Below are 20,776 nucleotides of genomic sequence, written 5' to 3'. Positions count from 1 at the left end.
CGTCGTTGCAACGTAGCGCCGCGGATCAAAGGGGAGGTCATCGGATGGTCAGTTTTGTTCCACGCTCGGGACTTTGCCCTGGCCGGCTCGAAAGTCGAGGAAACGCCGACGGCCCCCTTCCGGTCCCGCGTCGGGGCGGGTCGGAAGGGGGCCGTCGGGGTTCGTCGGTCAGATGTCCCGGAAGATCTCGATCTGCGCCCCGATCGAGTTCAGGCGTTCCGCCAGGTCCTCGTAGCCGCGGTTGATGACGTAGACGTTGCGCAGGACGGAGGTGCCCTCGGCGGCCATCATGGCGAGGAGGACGACCACCGCGGGGCGCAGGGCCGGGGGGCACATCATTTCCGAGGAGCGCCAGCGGGTGGGGCCGTCGACCAGGACGCGGTGCGGGTCGAGGAGTTTGACCTGGGCGCCGAGGCGGTTGAGGTCCGTGAGGTAGATGGCGCGGTTGTCGTAGACCCAGTCGTGGATGAGGGTCTGGCCCTGCGCGCTGCCCGCGATGGCCGCGAAGAAGGGGACGTTGTCGATGTTGAGGCCCGGGAAGGGCATGGGGTGGATCTTGTCGAGCGGGGCCTGGAGTTTGGAGGGGCGGACGGTCAGGTCGATCAGCCGGGTGCGGCCGTTGTCGGCGGCGTACTCGGTGCTGCGCTCGTGGTCCAGGCCCATCTCCTCCAGGACGGCGAGCTCGATCTCCAGGAACTCCACGGGTACGCGGCGGATCGTCAGTTCCGACTCGGTGACGACTGCCGCCGCCAGCAGGCTCATCGCCTCGACCGGGTCCTCGGAGGGCGCGAAGTCCACATCGCGTTCGATGTGCGCGGCGCCGTGGACGGTGAGGGTGGTGGTGCCGATGCCGTCGACGCGTACGCCCAGCTCCTCCAGGAAGAAGCACAGGTCCTGGACCATGTAGTTGGAGGAGGCGTTGCGGATGACGGTGACGCCGTCGTGCCGGGCGGCGGCCAGCAGCGCGTTCTCGGTGACGGTGTCGCCGCGTTCGGTCAGTACGATCGCGCGCTTGGGGGCGACATCGCGGTCGACCTCGGCGAGGTAGGTGCCGTCGGTCGCGGTGATCTCCAGCCCGAAGTGGCGCAGCGCCGTCATGTGGGGGGTCACGGTCCGGGTGCCGAGGTCGCAGCCGCCCGCGTACGGCAGCTTGAAGTGGTCCATCCGGTGCAGCAGCGGGCCGAGGAACATGATGACGCTGCGGGTGCGGCGGGCGGCCTCGGTGTCCATCGAGTCGAGGTCGAGCTCCGCGGGCGGGACGATTTCCAGGTCGTTGCCGTCGTTGATCCAGCGGGTGCGGACGCCGATGCTGCCCAGCACTTCGAGGATGCGGTAGACCTCCTCGATGCGGGCCACCCGGCGCAGCGTGGTGCGCCCCGCGTTCAGCAGCGTGGCGCACAGCAGCGCGACGCAGGCGTTCTTGCTCGTCTTGACGTCGATGCTGCCCGACAGCCGCCGGCCGCCGACGACCCGCAGATGCATCGGCCCGGCATAGCCGAGCGACACGATTTCGCTGTCGAGTGCCTCACCGATTCGGGCGATCATCTCAAGGCTGATGTTTTGATTCCCGCGCTCGATGCGGTTGACGGCGCTCTGGCTCGTGCCCAGCGCCTCCGCGAGTTGGGATTGCGTCCAGCCACGGTGCTGGCGCGCGTCGCGGATGAGTCGGCCGATGCGTACGAGGTAGTCGTCTGCCATGCGGCGACCGTATCTCAGATATGAGATGGGTGTGCAATTGCCGGCAACCGGGTTGTTCTCCTACTATGCGAACAACTGAGAGGTGGTCACCAAGCTCATGAAGAGTTCTCCGCGCCCCGCTCCACGGCCAACCGGCCGCCCCTGGCCGCTGATTGCCGCCGCCCCGTTCTCCGCTGTGCTTGCGGCGACGGTCGTGGTCTATGTCTCTGTTTCCGCCCGTTTGCCCGATCCGCTCGCCACGCATTTCGGCGCGGATGGGCGAGCCGACGGGTTCACCTCCCCGCAGGGCTTTCTGACGGGCAGCCTCGCCGTGCTCCTCGTGCTCGGGACCGGCCTCGGGCTGCTGGTCCGGCTGGGAAAGTCCTCGGCGGGCACGCCCTGGCTGATCTCCGGCGGCTTCGCCACGGCCGCCCTGCTCGGCTACCCCATCTGCCTGACCCTGCTCGGCAACGCCGGTGCCCCGGACGGCGCGGCCGTCCGGCTGCCGATGTGGCAGATGGCCGTGGCGCTCGGGCTCGCCGTGGCGGCCGGCGCGCTGGGGCGGTTGCTGGCCGGGCCCGCGCCCCGCCCCGCCGGGCCGACCGAGGGCGAGGCGCCCCGGCTCGATCTTCCGGGTGCGACGACCGCCGGCTGGTCACGCACCATCAGCTCACCGCCGCTGGTCGCGCTCGGCGTCCTGGTCTGTGCCGGCGGGCTCGTCGGCATCCTCGGCGGCGAGGCGTTCATCGGGATCGCGCTCCTGGTCACCGGGGTGGTGGCCGTCGCCGTCAGCTCCGTACGGGTGACCGTCGACCGCCGGGGACTGACCCTGGCGCCTACGCTGCTGTCCGCCGCCCGGATCCGCTTCCGGCGCATCGCACCGGACCGGGTGGCCGAGGCCACCAGCCGCCGGATCGACGTCTTCGCGGAGTTCGGCGGCTGGGGCTACCGCGTCCGGCCGGACCACAGCGGGCTCGTGCTGCGCTCCGGCGACGGCCTGGTGCTGCGGCTCACCGGCGGCCGCCGCCTCATGGTGACGGTCGACGACGCGGCGACCGCCGCCGCACTGCTCAACACGTATGCGGACCGCGCGCGTTCGCGGCAAGGAGGCTGACGTGCTCTTCCGGGTCGATCCGGGTTCGTCCGTCCCGCTCGGCGACCAGATCGCGGCCTCGGTCCGCGGGGCCATCGCCGACGGCACGGTGCACACCGGGGAGCGGCTGCCGGCCGCCCGTGAACTCGCCGCGTCCCTCGGCGTGAACGTGCACACCGTGCTCCGCGGCTACCAGCGCCTCAAGGAGGAAGGGCTGATCGAGCTCCGCCGCGGGCGCGGCGCGGTGGTCACCGGCGCGGCCTCCCCGGCCCGCGCCCGCCTGGGCGAGACGGCCGAGCGGCTGATCGCGGAGGCCCGCCACCTGGGGCTGTCCGACGAGGAGATCGTGACGGTCGTGCGGCTGGGACTGGCCGGGCGCTGACCGGTGGCGCCGTGCGCCCGTACCGTCCGTGTCAGTCCGGCGCGCGCAGACCGTGTACCTGGGGCGAGAGCAGGGCGGCGGCCGAGGCCAGCACGACCAGCGCCGCGCAGCCGGCCAGCGCGTGGCCGACGCCGATCCGCGCCGCGACCGGCCCGGCGACCAGCAGTCCCAGCGGCGCGAAGGCCAGTGAGCCGAACCAGTCGTACGAGCTGACGCGGGAGAGCGCCGCCTCCGGGACCTCCCGCTGGAGGGTGGTCGCCCACAGCACGCCGAAGATGTCGGACGCGACGCCCGCACCGCACATGGCCAGTGCGATCAGCGGCACCGGCGCACGCACCGCGAGCAGCGCGAGCGGCACGGCGAGCGGGAACGTGGCGACCACGGCGACGAGCAGCGGCCGGCGGACCCGGATGCGGGCGGCCAGCCCGGCGCCGGCCACGGTGCCCAGCGCCTGCGCGGCGACGATCAGGGACCAGGCGCGCGCCCCGCCCAGATCGCGTTCGGCCGCCAGCGGACCGAGCACCCCCGCGTTGGCGTTGAGCGCGGCGACCACCACCGCGTACTGCGCCACCACCGCCCACAGCCACTGGCGTCCGCTGAACTCCCGCCAGCCGTCCCGGAGTTCGGCCCACCCCGACGTCCCCGTACGGGGCCGCGCGGGCAGCCGGAGACCTCGGATGAGGGCCGCGCTCACCAGGAACGACGCGGCGTTGAGGGCCAGTGCCCAGCCGGCGCCGACGAGGGCGACGGTCACCCCGGAGAGCGCCAGCCCCAGCAGCATGGCGCCGTTCATCCCGACCCGCAGCAGCCCGTTCGCCTGCTGGAGCCGCCCGGCGGGCACGAGGAGCGGAATGACGCCGTCCATCGCGGGGGAGAACAGCGCGGTGGCGGTGCCCGCGAGCACCGCCAGCAGACAGAGCGCCCACAGCGGTGCGTGCCCCGTCAGCACCATCGCGGCGAGCCCCGCGTAGGCGGCGGCGCCGACGAGATCGGCGAGCACCATCACCCGGGAACGGGACATCCGGTCCGCGATCACCCCGCCGACCAGGACGAACGCCAGCTGCGGCACCGCCTGGCACGCCAGTACCAGCGACAGCTGCCCCGGCCCGGCTCCCGGCAGCGCCAGCACCGCGAAGGACAACGCGACCCGGGCGAAGCCGTTCCCGAGCACGGAGAGCGTGCGGGCGGCGACGAGCAGCACGAACCGGCGTTCGCGCCAGAGACCGGGCGGGGCGGCGGACGGCGGGGGAGACGTCGAGGGCGGGGAGGGGGACGGGAGTGGAGGTGGGGACTCGGGCGCGGGTTCCGGTAAGGCCGTCACGGCGGCAGCGTAGAAGCCGGCGGGTCCACCGGCCAGACCGGCGTGACCGGGCGCCGGCCGTCGCGGAGCGTTGCCCTAGATTGACCGGGTGACCACGCGCCCTTCCCCCGACCCTTCCCCCCGGCCCCGTCTCCTCGCCCGCCCCCGCGCCCTCGCGCTCGGCGCCGTGCCCGCCGTCGCGCTGCTGGCCGTCGCGGCGTTCGCGCCGCTGCCGTACTCCGTCGCGCGGCCCGGGCAGACCACCGACGTGCTCGGGGTGTACCGCGGCACCGAGGTCATCTCCGTCAGCGGTGCTCCGGTGCGCAGGACGAGCGGTCAGCTGCGGATGGCGGCGATCCGGGCCACCGGGCCGCATGTCGGCGCGAGCCTAAGCGAGTTGGCCGACGGCTGGTTCCGTACCGACCGGGCCGTGATGCCCAGGGAAGCGGTGTTCCCGTCCGGCAAGTCCGACGAGGCGGTCGCGCGGCACAACACCACGGAGATGAAGTCCTCGCAGCGCGCCGCCACTTCGGCCGCGCTCCGGCTGCTGAAGCAGGACCCGCGGCGGGTGAGGGTGAGGCTGACGCTCGACGACGTGGGCGGCCCCAGCGCCGGCCTGATGTTCTCGCTCGGCATCGTCGACAAGCTGGCCGGCGACGGCAGCGGCGGCGATCTCACCGGCGGCCGCACCATCGCCGGGACGGGGACGATCGACGCCGACGGGACGGTCGGCCCGGTCGGCGGAGCGGCGCTGAAGACCCGGGCGGCCGAGCGGGACGGGGCGAGCGTCTTCCTCGTACCGAAGGCGGAGTGCGCGCAGCTGCAGCCCGCCCCGGACGGACTGCGACTGGTGCCCGTCACCACCCTCCGGGACGCGGTCCACGCCCTGCGCGCGCTGGCCGGGGGCGGCCGGGTCCCGAGCTGCTGACGGACGCCGGCCGGCCGCTCGCCCGTCGGCCGCCCCGTGCCCGCCCGCGGCGCCTCACTCGTCGAGGAGCGTGAGGTCCACCCGCCGCAGCCGCGCCGGGTCGGCCAGGATGTTGATCTCGACGATCCTGCCGTGCGCGACGGTGAAGCCCATCACGGAGAACGGCTGCCCGTCCCGCGTGGTGACCAGCCCCGGGCCGCCGTTGACCAGCGCGGGCCGCCCCGCCAGGGCGAACCGGGAGAAGGTCAGCGCCTGTTCGGCCACCGCCCGCGCCCCGCGCACCAGCTTGGTCAGCCCACCGGACGCGGCGCCGGCGTCGGCGCGCAGCAGCACGTCCGGGTCGAGGACCGCGAGCAGGGCCTCGAAGTCCCCGCCGCGCGAGGCGGCGAGGAAGGCGTCGACCACCTCCTGCCGGCGGGCCGGATCGGGGTCCGGGGCCGGGGCGGTCCCCTGGACGCGGCGGCGGGCCCGGCTGGCGAGCTGCCGGGCGGCGGCCGGCGTGCGCTCGACGATCGGCGCGATCTCGTCGAAGGGCATCGCGAACATGTCGTGCAGGACGAACGCGAGCCGTTCGACCGGGGACAGCGTCTCCAGGACGACGAGCAGCGCCAGCCCGACCGAGTCGGCCAGCAGCGCCTGGTGCTCCGGGTCGGCGGGGTCCGCACGGAGCACCACCGGCTCGGGAACCCGCACGTCGAGCGGGTCCTCGCGCCGGGCCCTGCGCATCCGCAGCTGGTCCAGGCACACCCGGCCGACGACCGTGGTCAGCCAGCCGCCCAGGTTCTCCACCTCGTCGGCGCCGGAGCGGTTCAGCCGCAGCCAGGCTTCCTGCACGGCGTCCTCGGCCTCGCTGAGCGAGCCCAGCATCCGGTAGGCCACCGCCCGCAGATGGCTCCGGTTCTCCTCGAACCGCTCCGCCAGCCACTCGTGGTCGTTCATCTCTCTCCTGCTCCCCGTCGAGGCCCGTCACGGTGTTGACGGCCGGCGGCGCCCGGATGTGACACGTCCGCCGCCCCAGCCGCTGACCGGGTGATCGCCGACCCCGCCCGCCTCCGGCGGCTGGGCCTCGCCGTGCTGTACGGGTGACCCTCCGCTCGGCCACCCGGCCGGTCCGCGGCCCGGGCTCGGGGCCCCGCTTTCCTACCGCTGCTGCTCCTCGCCGGCGGCCTCGCCGCGGTGCCGGTCGCCTACGACGAGGCGTTCCGGGCGACCGCGCACGAGTCCCACCACGAGATCCGGGCACAAGCCGAACGCAAGGCGCCGCCGCCGTCGCCCGACGGCCGCTGGCGGCCGGGCGACGGCCCGGGGCGGGCGGCGCGGGAATCCGGGTGTGACCGGACCGGGGAAGTCAGGGCATGACCCGGCCGCAACGATGTACTAGAGTTATCTCGACATCGAGATATCTACCGAGGCGCACCGCAGCCGCGCTGCATCGTCGGTCCAACGGTAAGGGTTACCTAACTTAGCCTTACCTTAGCGGATCGGTGACCCGTCGTGGCGGCAGGATGTGGTGGAACGCGCACATATATGAAGGAGACTGTCGTGTCGGCGAACAGCTTCGACGCCCGCAGCACGCTGCGCGTGGGCGACGAGTCGTACGAGATCTTCAGGCTGGACAAGGTCGAGGGCTCTGCTCGCCTTCCCTACAGCCTCAAGGTTCTTCTGGAGAACCTGCTCCGCACCGAGGACGGCGCGAACATCACCGCCGACCACATCCGGGCGCTCGGTAGCTGGGACTCGCAGGCCCAGCCCAGCCAGGAGATCCAGTTCACGCCGGCCCGCGTGATCATGCAGGACTTCACCGGTGTGCCGTGCGTCGTGGACCTCGCGACCATGCGTGAGGCCGTGAAGGAGCTGGGCGGCGACCCGGCGAAGATCAACCCGCTGGCGCCGGCCGAGCTGGTCATCGACCACTCCGTGATCGCCGACAAGTTCGGCACGAAGGACGCCTTCGGCCAGAACGTCGAGCTGGAGTACGGCCGCAACAAGGAGCGCTACCAGTTCCTGCGCTGGGGCCAGACCGCCTTCGACGAGTTCAAGGTCGTCCCCCCGGGCACCGGCATCGTCCACCAGGTGAACATCGAGCACCTGGCCCGTACGGTCATGGTCCGCAACGGCCAGGCGTACCCCGACACCCTCGTCGGCACCGACTCGCACACCACCATGGTCAACGGCCTGGGCGTGCTGGGCTGGGGCGTCGGCGGCATCGAGGCCGAGGCCGCGATGCTCGGCCAGCCGGTCTCCATGCTCATCCCGCGCGTCGTCGGCTTCAAGCTGACCGGTGAGCTCAAGCCGGGCACCACCGCCACCGACCTCGTGCTCACCATCACCGAGATGCTGCGCAAGCACGGCGTCGTCGGCAAGTTCGTCGAGTTCTACGGTGAGGGCGTCGCCGCCACCTCGCTCGCGAACCGCGCCACCATCGGCAACATGTCGCCGGAGTTCGGCTCGACCGCCGCGATCTTCCCGATCGACGGCGAGACGCTCAACTACCTGAAGCTGACCGGCCGCAGCGAGCAGCAGGTCGCGCTGGTCGAGGCGTACGCCAAGGAGCAGGGCCTCTGGCTCGACCCGGCCGCCGAGCCCGACTTCTCCGAGAAGCTGGAGCTGGACCTGTCGACGGTCGTCCCGTCGATCGCCGGCCCGAAGCGTCCGCAGGACCGCATCGTCCTGGCCAACGCCGCCGAGCAGTTCAAGATCGACGTCCGCAACTACGTGGACTCGGTCGACGAGGCGGGCCAGGAGTCCTTCCCGGCCTCCGACGCCCCGGCCGTCGCCCCGAACGGCGCCCCGTCCAACCCGGTCACCGTGACCGCCCCCGACGGCTCGACGTACGAGATCGACCACGGCGCCGTCACCGTCGCCGCGATCACCTCCTGCACCAACACGTCGAACCCGTACGTGATGGTCGCCGCCGCGCTCGTCGCGAAGAAGGCCGTCGAGAAGGGCCTGACCCGCAAGCCGTGGGTCAAGACCACGCTCGCCCCGGGCTCGAAGGTCGTCACCGACTACTTCGACAAGGCCGGTCTGACGCCGTACCTGGACAAGGTCGGCTTCAACCTCGTCGGCTACGGCTGCACCACCTGCATCGGCAACTCCGGCCCGCTGCCGGAGGAGGTCTCCAAGGCCGTCAACGACCACGACCTCGCGGTCACGTCGGTCCTCTCCGGCAACCGGAACTTCGAGGGCCGCATCAACCCCGACGTCAAGATGAACTACCTGGCGTCCCCGCCGCTGGTCGTCGCGTACGCCCTCGCCGGTTCGATGAAGGTCGACATCACCAAGGACGCCCTCGGCGTCGACCAGGACGGCAAGCCGGTCCACCTCGAGGACATCTGGCCGACCGAGGCCGAGGTCAACGACGTCGTGGCGAACGCCATCGGCGAGGACATGTTCAACAAGTCCTACCAGGACGTCTTCGCGGGCGACGCCCAGTGGCAGGCCCTGCCGATCCCGACCGGCAACACCTTCGAGTGGGACGCCGAGTCGACCTACGTCCGCAAGCCCCCGTACTTCGAGGGCATGCAGCACGAGCCGGCCCCGGTCTCCGACATCTCCGGTGCCCGCGTCCTCGCCAAGCTGGGTGACTCGGTCACCACCGACCACATCTCGCCCGCCGGTGCCATCAAGGCCGACACCCCGGCCGGCAAGTACCTCACCGAGCACGGTGTGGAGCGTCGTGACTTCAACTCCTACGGCTCGCGCCGAGGCAACCACGAGGTCATGATCCGCGGTACGTTCGCCAACATCCGCCTGCGCAACCAGATCGCGCCGGGCACCGAGGGCGGCTACACCCGCGACTTCACGCAGGCCGATGCGCCGGTCTCGTTCATCTACGACGCCTCGCGCAACTACATCGACCAGGGCATCCCGCTGGTCGTCCTGGCCGGCAAGGAGTACGGCTCCGGCTCGTCCCGCGACTGGGCCGCCAAGGGCACCGCGCTCCTGGGCGTCAAGGCCGTCATCGCCGAGTCCTACGAGCGCATCCACCGCTCGAACCTCATCGGCATGGGCGTGCTCCCGCTCCAGTTCCCGGAGGGCGCCAGCGCCGAGGCCCTCGGCCTGACCGGCGAGGAGACCTTCTCCTTCACCGGTGTCGAGGAGCTGAACAACGGCACCACGCCGCGCACGGTCAAGGTCACCACCGACACCGGCGTCGAGTTCGACGCGGTCGTCCGCATCGACACCCCCGGTGAGGCGGACTACTACCGCAACGGCGGCATCATGCAGTACGTGCTGCGCAGCCTCATCCGCAAGTAAGTCGTCCCCGCGACGCCGGACGGGCCGCACTCCCTCGACCGAGGGGGTGCGGCCCGTCCGCGTACCGGTGGCCGGACGGCCCGGCCGTCAGAACATCAGGCGGTAGCTGCCGAACGAGCCGTGCGCCTTGACGGGCTTGGCGTACGGAGCGGACTCGTTGCCGGTGCCGCGGTAGATGTACAGGGTGCCGTCGCCGGCGCGGGCCAGCAGATCGGCGATGCCGTCACGGTTCACATCGCCGCTGGAGTGCAGGTAGTTGTAGCCGTTCCAGCCGGCGCCGATCCTCTTGCGGGCGGCGAACGGCGTCGTGGCGTTGCCGGTGCCCTTGTAGAGCCAGAGCACCCCTGCCTTGTCCCTGGCCACGAGGTCGGCACGGCCGTCACCGGTGAGGTCGCCCTGGCCGGCGAGCTGGGTGTAGCCGCCCCATCCGGCGCCGACGCGCACCCGCGGGGTCACCGTGCCGTCGGGACGGGCCAGGTAGACCCAGAGCACCCCCGCCTTGTCGACGGCGAGGATGTCCGACTCCTTGGCGCCGGCGACGTTGCCGGGGGAGAGGACCTTGGAGTAGATCTGCCAACCGCCGCCGATCGGGCGGGTCTTCACCCGGTCGTCGGCATCGGAGTAGGTGAACGACAGCTTGCCGTCGTTCATCCAGTAGTAGGTGGCGTCGCCGTAGCCGTCCTTGTCGTTGTCGACCTGGGCGGCGGCCTTGAGGTACTTGAAGTCCCCGATGTCGTCGCCGTCGAAGATCTTGTCGCGGGGGCCGAAGTTCCCCGTGCGGTCCGGCGCGTACATGAAGAGGCTGCCGTCCCGCTCCACGCCGTCCAGGACGAAGAAGAACGGGGTGTTGTACGCCGTTCCGGACGCTGCCGCGCCCCGGTCGGGGGTCGCCACCGCCGCGAGGCGGGAGGCGTCGGACGGCGTGGGGCTGTCGGCCAGCGCGGTGGCCGCGGCGGAGCCCGCCAGGGTCGTGGCGAGCGCGACGGCCGTGAGGCGGGCAAGGACGCGTCCGCGCCGACGGCCGAAGGGAAGTATCACCTGATGTCTCCCAGTATTCAGACAAGAGACGTGACGCGCCCCCATAAGGGACGCGTCACGTGATCAGCTGAATAGTTCCACAGGAACTCCACCAGTCAATCGGTTTACGGCGTTCCGAGCAGCTCGATCTCCGCCAGGGTGGCCGACGGGCCGTCGCTCACCAGGCGGTAGTGCTGGTACCGGCCGGGGTGCGGGACCCCGAACACCCGGGTCTGCCGGTCCCAGGTGAACCTCTCGCCGGAGCGGCGGTCCAGTTCCTGCCAGTGCCGGCCGTCGGCGGAGCCCTCCAGCCGCCAGGCGGCGGGGGCCGCGGTGCGGTCGGCCGAGGTCAGGGTGTACGAGGCGACCCCGGCGGGCCCGGCGAGGTCGGCCGTGGCGGTGGTGAACGCGGCAGCGGTGTCCGAGGTGTTGTCGAAGAGCGGCCCGGCTGCCGGGTCGGACACATCGGCCGGCGGTGTGGGCACCTTGTCGTCCTTGGTGAGCGAGGCCGGGGCGGCACCCGGGCCGCTGCCCCAGGCGGACGGCTCGGGGCCCATGGTGAATTCCAGGGTGCCGCCGCCGGCCAGGAGCCGGTGCGGCAGCGCGGTGGAATTCCACGGCTTGCCGTTGAACCGGAGCCCCTGGACGTAGATGTTCCGCGCGCTGTTGCGGGGCGCCTCGATGATGAGGTCGCGGCCGTTCTCCAGGTGGACGGTGGCCTTCGTGAACAGCGGTGAGCCGACCGCGTATTCACCCTGCCCCATCACCAGCGGATAGAAGCCGAGCGAGCTGAAGACGTACCACGCGGACATCTCGCCGTTGTCCTCGTCGCCCGGATAGCCCTGGCCGATCTCGCTGCCGAGGTAGAGCCGGGAGAGCGCCTCACGGACCTTCTCCTGGGTCTTCCAGGGCTGCCCCGCCGCGTCGTAGGTGTAGGCGATGTGGTGCGAGGGCTGATTGCTGTGCCCGTACATGCCCATACGGGTGTCCCGCGCCTCGGTCATTTCATGGATCACCCCGCCGTAGGAGCCGGCGAATTCCTTGGCGGCCGTCTCCGGCGTGGAGAAGTAGCCGTCCAGCTTCTTGGCCAGACCGGCGCGGCCGCCGTAGAGGTTGGCCAGCCCACGGGTGTCCTGCGGTGCGGTGAAGGCGAAGGTCCAGGCGTTGGTCTCGGTGTAGTCGTTGCCCCAGACGCGCGGGTCGAACCGGTCCGGGGAAAGGCGCCAGTTGCCCCGGGCGTCCTTGCCCTGGAAGAAGCCGACCTTGTCGTCGAAGAGCTTGACGTAGTTCTGGGCGCGGCCCAGGAAATACGCGGACTCCTCCTTGTAACGGGGCTTCTTGGTCTTCTCGTACAGCGCCTGGCCCATGCGGGCGATGCCGAAGTCGTTGAGATAACCCTCCAGCGCCCACGACATGCCCTCACGGGTGTCGGTGCTCGTATAGCCGAGGAAGGGGGAGGTGGCCATGCCCTTACGGCCGACACCGGAGTTCGGCGGGGCGACGGTGGCGTTCTTGACGGCCGCGTCATAAGCCGCCTCCGCGTCGAAGCGCACGCCCTTGACATAGGCGTCGGCAAACGCCACGTCGGAACTCGTACCGGTCATCAGGTCCGCGTAGCCGGGCGACGACCAACGGGAGATCCAGCCGCCGTCCTTGTACTGCTGGACGAACCCGTCGACCATCCTCCCGGCCCGCTTCGGGGTGAGCAGCGAATAGGCGGGCCACGTCGTCCGGTAGGTGTCCCAGAAGCCGTTGTTGACGTAGATCTCCCCGTCGACGATCTTCGATCCGGTCCGCGTCGGGGTGTCCTCGCCGGTCTGCGGCGAGAACGGGCTGGCGTACCGGCTGCGCGAACCGACCTTCTCGAAACCGGAGTTGGGGTACAGGTAGAGCCGGTAGAGGTTGGAGTAGAGGCTGGTGAGCTGGTCGCGGCTCGCGCCCTCCACCTCGATCCGCCCCAGCAGGTCGTCCCACTGCGCCTGCGCCCGCTTCTCGACGCCGGCGAAGGTCGCACCGGCCGGGATCTCCCGGGCGAGATTCGCCTTCGCCTGGTCGACGCTGATCAGCGAGGTGGCGATCCGCATGGTCACCGTGCGGTCGGCACCCGGCTTGAAACGAAAGTACCCGGTGACCCCATCCCTGTCCCCACCGCCACCGCCGGTGACCGGCGCGTCGAACACGCCGTAGACGAAGAGCCGGGTGGCGCCGACGGACAGCCCGCTCCGGACGTCCGAGAAGCCGGTCACCACGCCGCGCCCGGTGTCCAGGCTCAGGCCGCCCTTGGCGTTGACGTTGTCGAAGATCAGGCTCGCCCGGTCGCCGGGGAAGGTGAAGCGCATCAGCGCGGCGTGGTCGGTCGGAGTGATCTCCGTCTTGAGCCCGTTGTCGAAGGTCACGCCGTAGTAGTGCGGCTTCGCGATCTCGTTCGCGTGGTGGAACGGCAGTGCCCGGCCGGTGCGCGAGGTGTCCGGGGTGCCGTCCGCGACGGACGGCATGACCTGGAACGTCTGCCGGTCGCCCATCCACGGGCTGGGCTCATGGCTGGCGCTGAACGCCTGGAGGGTGGGGAGGTTGTCGGCGTTGTTCTTCCGCGCGTACTCGTAGAGCCAGTCGGCGGAGCCCGCGTTGGTCACCGGGGTCCAGAAGTTGAAACCGTTGGGGACGGCGGTGGCGGGGAAGGTGTTGCCGCGCGAGAAACTGCCGCTGGAGAGGGTGCCGCGGGTGGTGACGGCATAGTCGGAGAGGTGCGCGAGCGGCTTCTCCAGGGGCTTGGGACCGATGGTGACGTCATCGAGCCAGCCGCGGAAGGCCGGTGCGGTCGCGGGAGCCTTGGGCGCGTCGTAGGCGAGCAGGATCCGGTCGATCGTCTTGCCGGCCGCGACCGCGCCGATCCGTGACTCGCGGTTGTTCCACTGGTTGACGTACAGCGTCTTGGACGCGGCCTGGCCCTGCGGGGTGAGCGGGGCGCCGTGCTGGTCCACGGCCGGCAGCTCGCTGAGGTAGCTGCCGTCGGTGAAGGCGAGGTCGACGGCGACGTGCGTCGCGGGGTAGGCCAGGTCGGTTTCGGCCATCTCCGGGAAGAGCTTGTACGAGAGCGAAGTCGCCGCGGTGACCGGCGTGTTGACGTCGAAGACCTTGTTGTACGAGTAGCCCCGGCCGCCGGCGGTGTGGGTGCCGGCGTAGCGCAGCGCATGGCCGCCGGTGAAGCCCGCGTGCGCCTTGGCGGTGGGGGAGTCGGCGGGGCCGGTGTCGGGCCGGGTGGTCATGCCCGGCGCCGCGGGGGTGGTCTCCGGGGTGACGCCGGAGGTCTTCGGTCTGCCGTCCGGACCGGTTTCGACGGTGTCGGTCCAGTCCGGTCGGGGGTCGCCGGACTCGAAGGAGGAACTGAACTCCGGCGCGCCGCCGGGCTTCTGGGGCGGAGCGGCCCGGGCCGGGCCGGGGGCGGTGAGGACGAGCAGAGCGGCCGCCACGAGGGCGGCCGGGCGGGTGATCCCCCGCAGTGGACTGTGCCGGTGTCTGAGCCGCACGCGGTCCCTCTCAACCAGATTGACATCGTTGTCAGTTGAATGACGCCACGACAAACAGAGATAAGTAAGGGGGGTGGGGACTTTGGTGTCAAGGGTGTCGCTGCGATCGATGGGCCGGCCGTGTCCCCGGGTGATCCGGCGGGGTGACGGCGGGTGGATCCGACGCATGTCGGGGAGGTCTCAACTAGGGAAAGACTGCCGTCCAACCCTGCATTCGATCTTGCCCCTGCTACGGAAAGTGGACTATACCTGTCGGCGTCCGAGCGGCCGTACGACCCAGGTCGCGGGGATCCGGGGGGAAGATGCGGAACGCATGAATCCGCCGCATTTCTCCAGCGCGCCCGGTGCACATCCCGTACAACTCAGCTTCATCTGACCCGCGGTGCCGGGGTGGCTCCGGTACACCGCCTGAGTCCTGAAGAAGGCGAGGACTTGAGCATGGGATCCACCTCAGAATTCAACCGTCGTGATCTGGTCAAGCGAGCCGCGGCCCTGGGCATCATCGCCGTACCGGCAATGGGGACGCTCTCGGCGTGTGCCACCGGAGGCGGCGGCGGGGACGCGGACAACGGCACCAAGAACAAGGGCGCGACCTCGGCGAAGAACCCGCTCGGCGTGAAAAAGGGCGTCGCGATGGAGGCGTTCATCTTCAAGGGCGGACTGGGCGACCAGTACGCGAAGGACGCCGAGGCCGACTACAACAAGACCTATGGCGTCACGGTCAAGCACACCGGTACCCAGCAGGTCGGCCCGAAGCTTCAGCCGCGATTCGCCGGCGGCAATCCCCCGGACCTCATCGACAACTCCGGGGCCGATCACCTGGACATGAACAAGCTGTCCGCACAGAGCCAGTTGCAGGACCTGACACCGCTCCTCGACGCGCCGTCGCTGGACGACCCGAAGAAGAAGGTCCGGGACACGCTCTACCCCAGCACCCTGGAAAAGGGCAAGCACAAGGACACGTTCGACGTCCTCTACTACGCGTTCACCGTCTACGGCTCCTGGTATTCCAACAAGCTGCTGAAGGACAAGGGCTGGGAGTACCCGACCTCGCTGGACGACATGGTCAAGCTCTGCGCCGAGATCAAGAAGGCGGGCGTGGCGCCCTGGACCTACCCGGGCAAGTACCCCTACTACGTCCACTTCAATTTGTTCTCGCAGATCGCCAAGATCGGCGGGCTCGACAAGTGGATCGCCATCGACAATCTGGAGCCCAAGGCGTGGACCTCGAACGACGCGGTCAAGCAGGTCGTCGAGCACTATGAGGAACTGGCCGCCAAGGGCTACTTCCTCCAGGGCAGCCAGGGCCTGACGCACATTCAGTCGCAGACCGCCTGGACCCGCGGCAAGGCCGTCTTCATCCCCAACGGCTCCTGGGTGGAGAACGAGGCCGCGCCGACCACGCCCAAGGACTTCGACATGGCCGTCGGTCCGCTGTTCGACGGCGGCAGCGGCGACAAGATGCCGCACGGCACCGTACGCGCCGAGCCCAGCGAGCCGTTCATCGTGGCCAAGGGCGGCAAGAACCCGGTCGGCGGAATGGAGATGCTGCGCATTCTGCTGTCCAAGAAGCACGCGCAGAATTTCGCGACGAAGGTCAAGTCGCTCACTTCGGTGCAGGGCGCGACCGACGGAATGCAGCTCTCGCCCGGGCTCTCCTCGGCCGCCAAGGTCGTCAAGGAGGGTGGCCAGAACCTGCTCATGATCCAGTTGCAGGAGTGGTACCCGAAGCTGACGGACGAGAAGCTGGGCGGACTCACCAGTCAGCTGCTGACCGGGGACCTGAAGGCCGCGGAATGGATCAAGAAGGCCCAGCAGTACGCGGACGAATTCGCCAAGGACGACTCCGTGACCAAGTTCCACCGCGAGGGCTGACCGAGCACGCCACCGCTCGACGAGGGAGGGCCGGGGAGCACCATGCGACACGGCAAGTACCGATTCATCGTGGGGTTCCTGGCCCTGCCTTTGCTGATCTACGCGATCTTCGTGATCTCACCGTTCGTCCAGGCATTCCAGATCTCGACCACGGAATGGAGTGGTCTGCGCGGCACCGCCAAGAGCATCGGTCTGGACAACTACGGAAAGCTGCTCCACAGCGACGAGTTCTGGAACGCCCTCAAGCACAACGTCATCATGCTGGTGCTGGTCCCGATCGCCACACTGGCGCTGGGGCTGTTCTTCGCCTTCATGCTGAACGTCGGCGGACGGGCCCGCCGCGGCGCGGTCATCACCGGCGTCCGCGGGGCGTCGTTCTACAAATTCGTCTACTTCTTCCCGCAGGTCATCTCGATCACCATCATCTCGGTGATCTGGTTCAACATCTACAATCCGGACCCGCACGACGGCATGCTCAACTCGCTGCTCGGCGCCCTCGGTCTGGATTCGCTGCAGAGCTCCTGGCTCGGTGAGCGCGGCATCGCCCTCGCCTGCATCATGGTGGTGATGGTCTGGGCGAACGTCGGCTTCTACGTCGTGCTTTTCTCCGCCGCCATGGCCTCCATTCCCCGGGAGATCTACGAGGCGTCCCTGCTGGACGGCGCGAACCGCCTGCACACCTTCTTCCGGATCACCCTTCCGCTGCTGTGGGACACCGTGCAGACGGGCTGGGTCTACATGGGCATCATCGCGATGGACGCCTTCGCCCTGGTGCAGATCATGTCGGTCAACATGGGCGGCCCGGACGGCGCCACCGACGTCGTACCGCTCCGGCTGTACCAAACCGCTTTCCGCGACAGCCAGTTCGGCTATGCGGCGGCGATGGGTGTCGCCATGCTCGTCGTCACGCTGTTGTTCGCCGTTCTCACGATGCGCTTCGCGCGCCGTGAGCGGATCGAGTTCTAGGGGCAGGGGCGCATGACGACACAAACCAACCCGGTGGAGAAGCTGCCGGCGGCCGGCGGACGGCCCTCCGCCGGTCGGAAGAACGCCGGGACGTCCCGCGGGCGCGCCGAGGGCGGCGTACTCAACGTGTTCTCGCACGGCATGCTGGTCGTGTGGGCGCTGATGGTGGGCATGCCGCTGCTGTGGGTGCTGTGGAGCTCGTTCAAGAACAGCGGCGACATCCTCACCACGCCCTGGTCGCTGCCGGACAAGCTGCACTTCGAGAACTGGGTCAATGCCTGGGACAAGGCGAACATCGGCAAGATGTTCCTCAACACCCTGATCGTGGTGGGCGGTTCGGTCACCGGCACGATGGTGCTCGGCTCCATGGCGGGCTACGTCCTGGCGCGGTTCACCTTCCCCGGCAACCGCTTCATCTACTACCTGTTCGTCGCCGGTATGTCCTTCCCGGTGTTCATGCTGGTCATCCCGCTGTTCTTCGTGATGCGGGACTTCCCCGGCATTCCGCTGCTCGCCACGTACCAGGGCCTGATCGCGGTCTACATCGCCTATTCGCTGCCGTTCACCGTCTTCTTCATGACCTCCTTCTTCCGCACCCTGCCGACCTCGGTGGCGGAGGCGGCGATGATCGACGGTGCCTCGCACGCCAGGACGTTCTTCCAGGTGATGCTGCCGATGGCCAAGCCCGGCCTGATCAGCGTCGGCATCTTCAACTTCCTGGGGCAGTGGAATCAGTACCTGCTCCCGATGGTCCTCAACCAGGACGAGGACAAGTACGTGTTGACCCAGGGCCTGGCCAACATCGCGCTCCAGCAGGGCTACGAGGGTGACTGGGGCGGGCTGATGGCCGGCATGATGATCGCGATGCTGCCGGTGCTGATCGTGTACTTCATCTTCCAGCGGCAGGTGCAGGCGGGACTGACGGCCGGCGCGATCAAGTAGGGCCGGGACCGCCGGCACCCGGCGCGGGTCCTTCCGCGCCGCCCGGCTCCTGCCTCCGGGCGCGTTCCGGCGCGTCCCCCGGGGCGGCTCCGTGCTGACGGAGCCGCCCCGCCCCGGCTTCCCCACCGGTCCGATCCGATCATGAGGGCTCAACGCCTTGACGAGACTTCCCGGCTGGCGTTCTGCTTAGAGTTCACATGTTGAATCGAGGGCCGCCCCCCGAAGGCGTGGGTGCGGCCGGTGGGCGGTCGTGGCACCTCCCCAGCCGCTGCTGGGAGGTACCCCCGGCCCAGACGGGAGTGGATGAGTCGATGGAGACTCCGGGCTCGCAGTCCTCGCTGCACCGGGCCAATCTGGAGCGGGTCGTGCGCGCGGTGCGTATGGCGGGCTCACTCACACAGGCGGAGATCGCCCGGAGCACGGGGCTGTCGGCGGCCACCGTCTCCAACATCGTTCGTGAACTGAAGGACGGCGGGACCGTCGAGGTCACCCCGACCTCGGCCGGCGGCCGGCGGGCGCGCAGCGTGTCGCTCTCCGGTGACGCGGGGATCGTCGTGGGCGTCGATTTCGGCCACTCCCACCTGCGGGTGGCGGTCGGCAACCTCGCCCACCAGGTGCTCGCCGAGGAGGCCGAGCCGATCGATGTGGACGCCTCCGCCGCCGAGGGCTTCGACCGGGCGGAAGTGCTGGTCAACCGGCTGATCGAGGCGACCGGCATCGGCCCGGGCAAGGTCATCGGCGTCGGCCTGGGCGTACCGGGACCCATCGACGTGGAGTCCGGGACGCTGGGCTCGACCGCGATCCTGCCGGGCTGGTCGGGGACGAACCCCGGCGAGGAGCTGTCCGGGCGCCTCGGGGTGCCGGTCCACGTGGACAACGACGCCAACCTCGGCGCGCTCGGCGAGCTGGTGTGGGGCGGCGGCCGCGGGGCCGCCGACCTGGCGTACATCAAGGTCGCCAGCGGTGTCGGCGCCGGCCTGGTGATCAGCGGGCAGATCTACCGCGGGCCGGGCGGCACCGCGGGCGAGATCGGGCACATCACGCTGGACGAGTCCGGCCCTGTGTGCCGCTGCGGGAACCGCGGCTGCCTGGAGACCTTCACCGCGGCCCGGTACGTCCTGCCGCTGCTGCAGCCGAGCCACGGCCAGGACCTGACCATGGCGCGGGTGGTCCAGCTGGCCCGTGAGGGGGACCCGGGGTGCCGGCGAGTGATCGCGGACGTAGGGCGCCATATCGGCAGTGGTGTGGCGAATCTGTGCAATCTGCTCAATCCCAGCCGAGTGGTGCTCGGCGGGGACCTCGCCGAGGCCGGGGAGCTGGTGCTCGCGCCGATCCGGGAGTCGGTGTCGCGGTACGCGATCCCCAGCGCGGCACGGCAGTTGGGCATCGTCACCGGCACGCTCGGCGGCCGGGCCGAGGTGCTGGGCGCGCTGGCGCTCGTGCTGAGCGAAATGGGTGATTCGACCCTGCTCAGCGGCGTACAGGGCGTGGACGCGCCCGCCCCGGCATGAGCGCTCTGCGTTCACGCAGCTAACGCATGGCACCGTTGTCATCTCGTTAAGGATTTACTCCTTGACGGTCGGCTGGCGGCCGAGTTGACTTCCAGCCACCTCGGCCGCAACGACGCGGCCTCGTCAGGGAGGCAACCCCAATGAACGTTTGGACGCGTCGCGTCGTCATAGGCACCGCCGCCGTCTCGATGGCGCTCTCCGTCGCCGCCTGCGGCAAGGCCGGCGACGGAGCGAAGGGCGGCGGTGGCGACAACAAGACCATCGGCCTGCTCCTGCCGGAGAACAAGACCACGCGTTACGAGACCTTCGACCGTCCGCTGATGGAGGCGAAGATCAAGCAGCTGTGCAGCGACTGCACGGTCAAGTACAACAACGCGGCGCAGGAGACCGAGACCCAGAAGAAGCAGTTCGACGCGCTGATCACCCAGGGCGTGAAGGTGATCATTCTGGACGCGGTCGACTTCAAGGCCACCAAGTCGTGGGTGAACCAGGCCGCCAAGAAGGGCGTCAAGGTCATCGCCTACGACCGGCTGGCAGAGGGCAATATTTCGGCCTATGTCTCCTACGACAACGAGAAGATCGGCCGCCTGCAGGGCCAGGCGCTGGTCAAGGCGCTCGGCGACAAGGCCAAGGACAGCAATGTCGTCATGATCAACGGTTCGCCGACCGACCCGAACATGCCGTTCTTCAAGAAGGGCGCCCACAGCGTCCTCGACAAGCAGGTCAAGAAGATCGCGTACGAGCAGGACATCCCGGACTGGTCGTCGGACGAGGCCAACCGGAAGATGGGCGCGGCCCTCGACTCGCTCGGCAAGGACGGCTTCCAGGGCGTCTACTCCGGCAACGACGGCATGGCCGGCGGCATCATCACCGCCCTCAAGCAGAAGGGCGTCAAGGTCCCGGTCGGCGGCCAGGACGCCGAGCTGGCGGGCCTGCAGCGCATCCTCAAGGGCGAGCAGGCGTTCACGATCTACAAGCAGATCAAGCCGCAGGCCGACTCCACCGCCGAGATCGCGGTCAAGCTGCTCAAGGGCGGGAAGATCGACTCCCTGACGTCCACCAAGGTCGACAGCCTCAGCGGCGAGGTCAAGGGCATCCCCGCGAAGCTCTACGACGCGCAGATCGTGACCAAGGACAACATCGCCTCCACGATCATCAAGGACAAGGTCTACAAGGCGAGCCAGATCTGCACCGGCGACGTCAAGAAGGCGTGCGAGGCGGCCGGCATCAAGTAAGGCCACGGCCGCCGGCTCCCCGCCGTCGGCCCCCGGCCCCCCGGCCCCCCGGCCCCTTCCGGC

14 protein-coding genes are annotated in these 20,776 nt (G+C 69.8%); 9 read left to right on the top strand and 5 right to left on the bottom strand.

Features of this window, described 5'->3' with window-relative positions:
- Nucleotides 1–168 precede the first annotated feature (168 nt).
- Nucleotides 169–1,698, bottom strand: a complete 1,530-nt coding sequence (locus tag SL103_RS26270; protein WP_069571396.1) for a helix-turn-helix domain-containing protein — start codon at nt 1,696–1,698, stop codon at nt 169–171.
- Between the two features lie 175 nt (nt 1,699–1,873).
- Here SL103_RS26270 and SL103_RS26265 point away from each other — a divergent pair, with 175 nt between their 5' ends.
- Both SL103_RS26265 and SL103_RS26260 read left to right on the top strand, forming a co-directional pair.
- Nucleotides 1,874–2,791, top strand: a complete 918-nt coding sequence (locus tag SL103_RS26265) for a DUF1648 domain-containing protein (protein WP_164492900.1) — start codon at nt 1,874–1,876, stop codon at nt 2,789–2,791.
- A gap of 1 nt (nt 2,792) precedes the next feature.
- A complete protein-coding gene (locus SL103_RS26260) occupies nt 2,793–3,152 on the top strand; it encodes a GntR family transcriptional regulator (protein WP_033269149.1) in 360 nt (119 codons plus the stop codon).
- A 31-nt stretch (nt 3,153–3,183) separates the two neighbouring features.
- Here the strand turns inward: SL103_RS26260 and SL103_RS26255 are convergent, their stop codons facing one another.
- Complete coding sequence (locus tag SL103_RS26255; RefSeq protein ID WP_244304049.1) at nt 3,184–4,473, bottom strand: MFS transporter; 1,290 nt, start codon at nt 4,471–4,473, stop codon at nt 3,184–3,186.
- 88 nt (nt 4,474–4,561) lie between these two features.
- On the opposite strand from SL103_RS26255, the gene SL103_RS26250 reads away from it, so the two are divergent.
- Complete coding sequence (locus SL103_RS26250) at nt 4,562–5,380, top strand: S16 family serine protease (RefSeq protein WP_069571394.1); 819 nt, start codon at nt 4,562–4,564, stop codon at nt 5,378–5,380.
- A gap of 54 nt (nt 5,381–5,434) precedes the next feature.
- Here SL103_RS26250 and sigJ read toward each other — a convergent pair whose 3' ends face one another.
- The gene (gene sigJ / locus SL103_RS26245) at nt 5,435–6,319 is read right to left on the bottom strand and encodes an RNA polymerase sigma factor SigJ (RefSeq protein ID WP_069571393.1); all 885 of its coding nucleotides are present in this window, start codon (nt 6,317–6,319) and stop codon (nt 5,435–5,437) included.
- Nucleotides 6,320–6,922: 603 nt separating this feature from the next.
- On the opposite strand from sigJ, the gene acnA reads away from it, so the two are divergent.
- Nucleotides 6,923–9,640, top strand: a complete 2,718-nt coding sequence (acnA, locus tag SL103_RS26240) for an aconitate hydratase AcnA (protein ID WP_069571392.1) — start codon at nt 6,923–6,925, stop codon at nt 9,638–9,640.
- Nucleotides 9,641–9,727: 87 nt separating this feature from the next.
- Here acnA and SL103_RS26235 read toward each other — a convergent pair whose 3' ends face one another.
- Nucleotides 9,728–10,678, bottom strand: a complete 951-nt coding sequence (locus tag SL103_RS26235; protein ID WP_244304048.1) for an FG-GAP repeat domain-containing protein — start codon at nt 10,676–10,678, stop codon at nt 9,728–9,730.
- Between the two features lie 104 nt (nt 10,679–10,782).
- Nucleotides 10,783–14,184, bottom strand: coding sequence for a GH92 family glycosyl hydrolase (locus SL103_RS26230; protein ID WP_079145985.1), 3,402 nt, complete (start codon nt 14,182–14,184; stop codon nt 10,783–10,785).
- Between the two features lie 438 nt (nt 14,185–14,622).
- Here SL103_RS26230 and ngcE point away from each other — a divergent pair, with 438 nt between their 5' ends.
- The 5 genes from ngcE (at nt 14,623) to SL103_RS26205 (ending at nt 20,713) form a co-directional block, all read left to right on the top strand.
- Nucleotides 14,623–16,059: an N-acetylglucosamine/diacetylchitobiose ABC transporter substrate-binding protein gene (ngcE, locus tag SL103_RS26225; protein WP_069571390.1), complete on the top strand. Its 1,437-nt coding sequence runs from the start codon at nt 14,623–14,625 to the stop codon at nt 16,057–16,059.
- 42 nt (nt 16,060–16,101) lie between these two features.
- Nucleotides 16,102–17,025: a carbohydrate ABC transporter permease gene (locus SL103_RS26220; RefSeq protein WP_069571389.1), complete on the top strand. Its 924-nt coding sequence runs from the start codon at nt 16,102–16,104 to the stop codon at nt 17,023–17,025.
- Between the two features lie 12 nt (nt 17,026–17,037).
- Complete coding sequence (locus tag SL103_RS26215; protein WP_069571388.1) at nt 17,038–17,967, top strand: carbohydrate ABC transporter permease; 930 nt, start codon at nt 17,038–17,040, stop codon at nt 17,965–17,967.
- A gap of 311 nt (nt 17,968–18,278) precedes the next feature.
- On the top strand, nt 18,279–19,478 hold the full coding sequence (locus tag SL103_RS26210; RefSeq protein ID WP_069571387.1) for an ROK family transcriptional regulator: 1,200 nt from the start codon (nt 18,279–18,281) through the stop codon (nt 19,476–19,478).
- A gap of 140 nt (nt 19,479–19,618) precedes the next feature.
- Nucleotides 19,619–20,713 carry a substrate-binding domain-containing protein gene (locus SL103_RS26205; RefSeq protein WP_069571386.1) on the top strand — a complete coding sequence of 365 codons (1,095 nt, stop codon included), beginning with the start codon at nt 19,619–19,621 and terminating at the stop codon, nt 20,711–20,713.
- Nucleotides 20,714–20,776 lie beyond the last annotated feature (63 nt).

Source organism: Streptomyces lydicus (genome assembly GCF_001729485.1).
Taxonomy (GTDB): Bacteria; Actinomycetota; Actinomycetes; order Streptomycetales; family Streptomycetaceae; genus Streptomyces; species Streptomyces lydicus_D.
The sequence above is the reverse complement of the archived record's forward strand: the minus strand, read 5'-3'. Positions and strand labels throughout refer to the sequence as shown.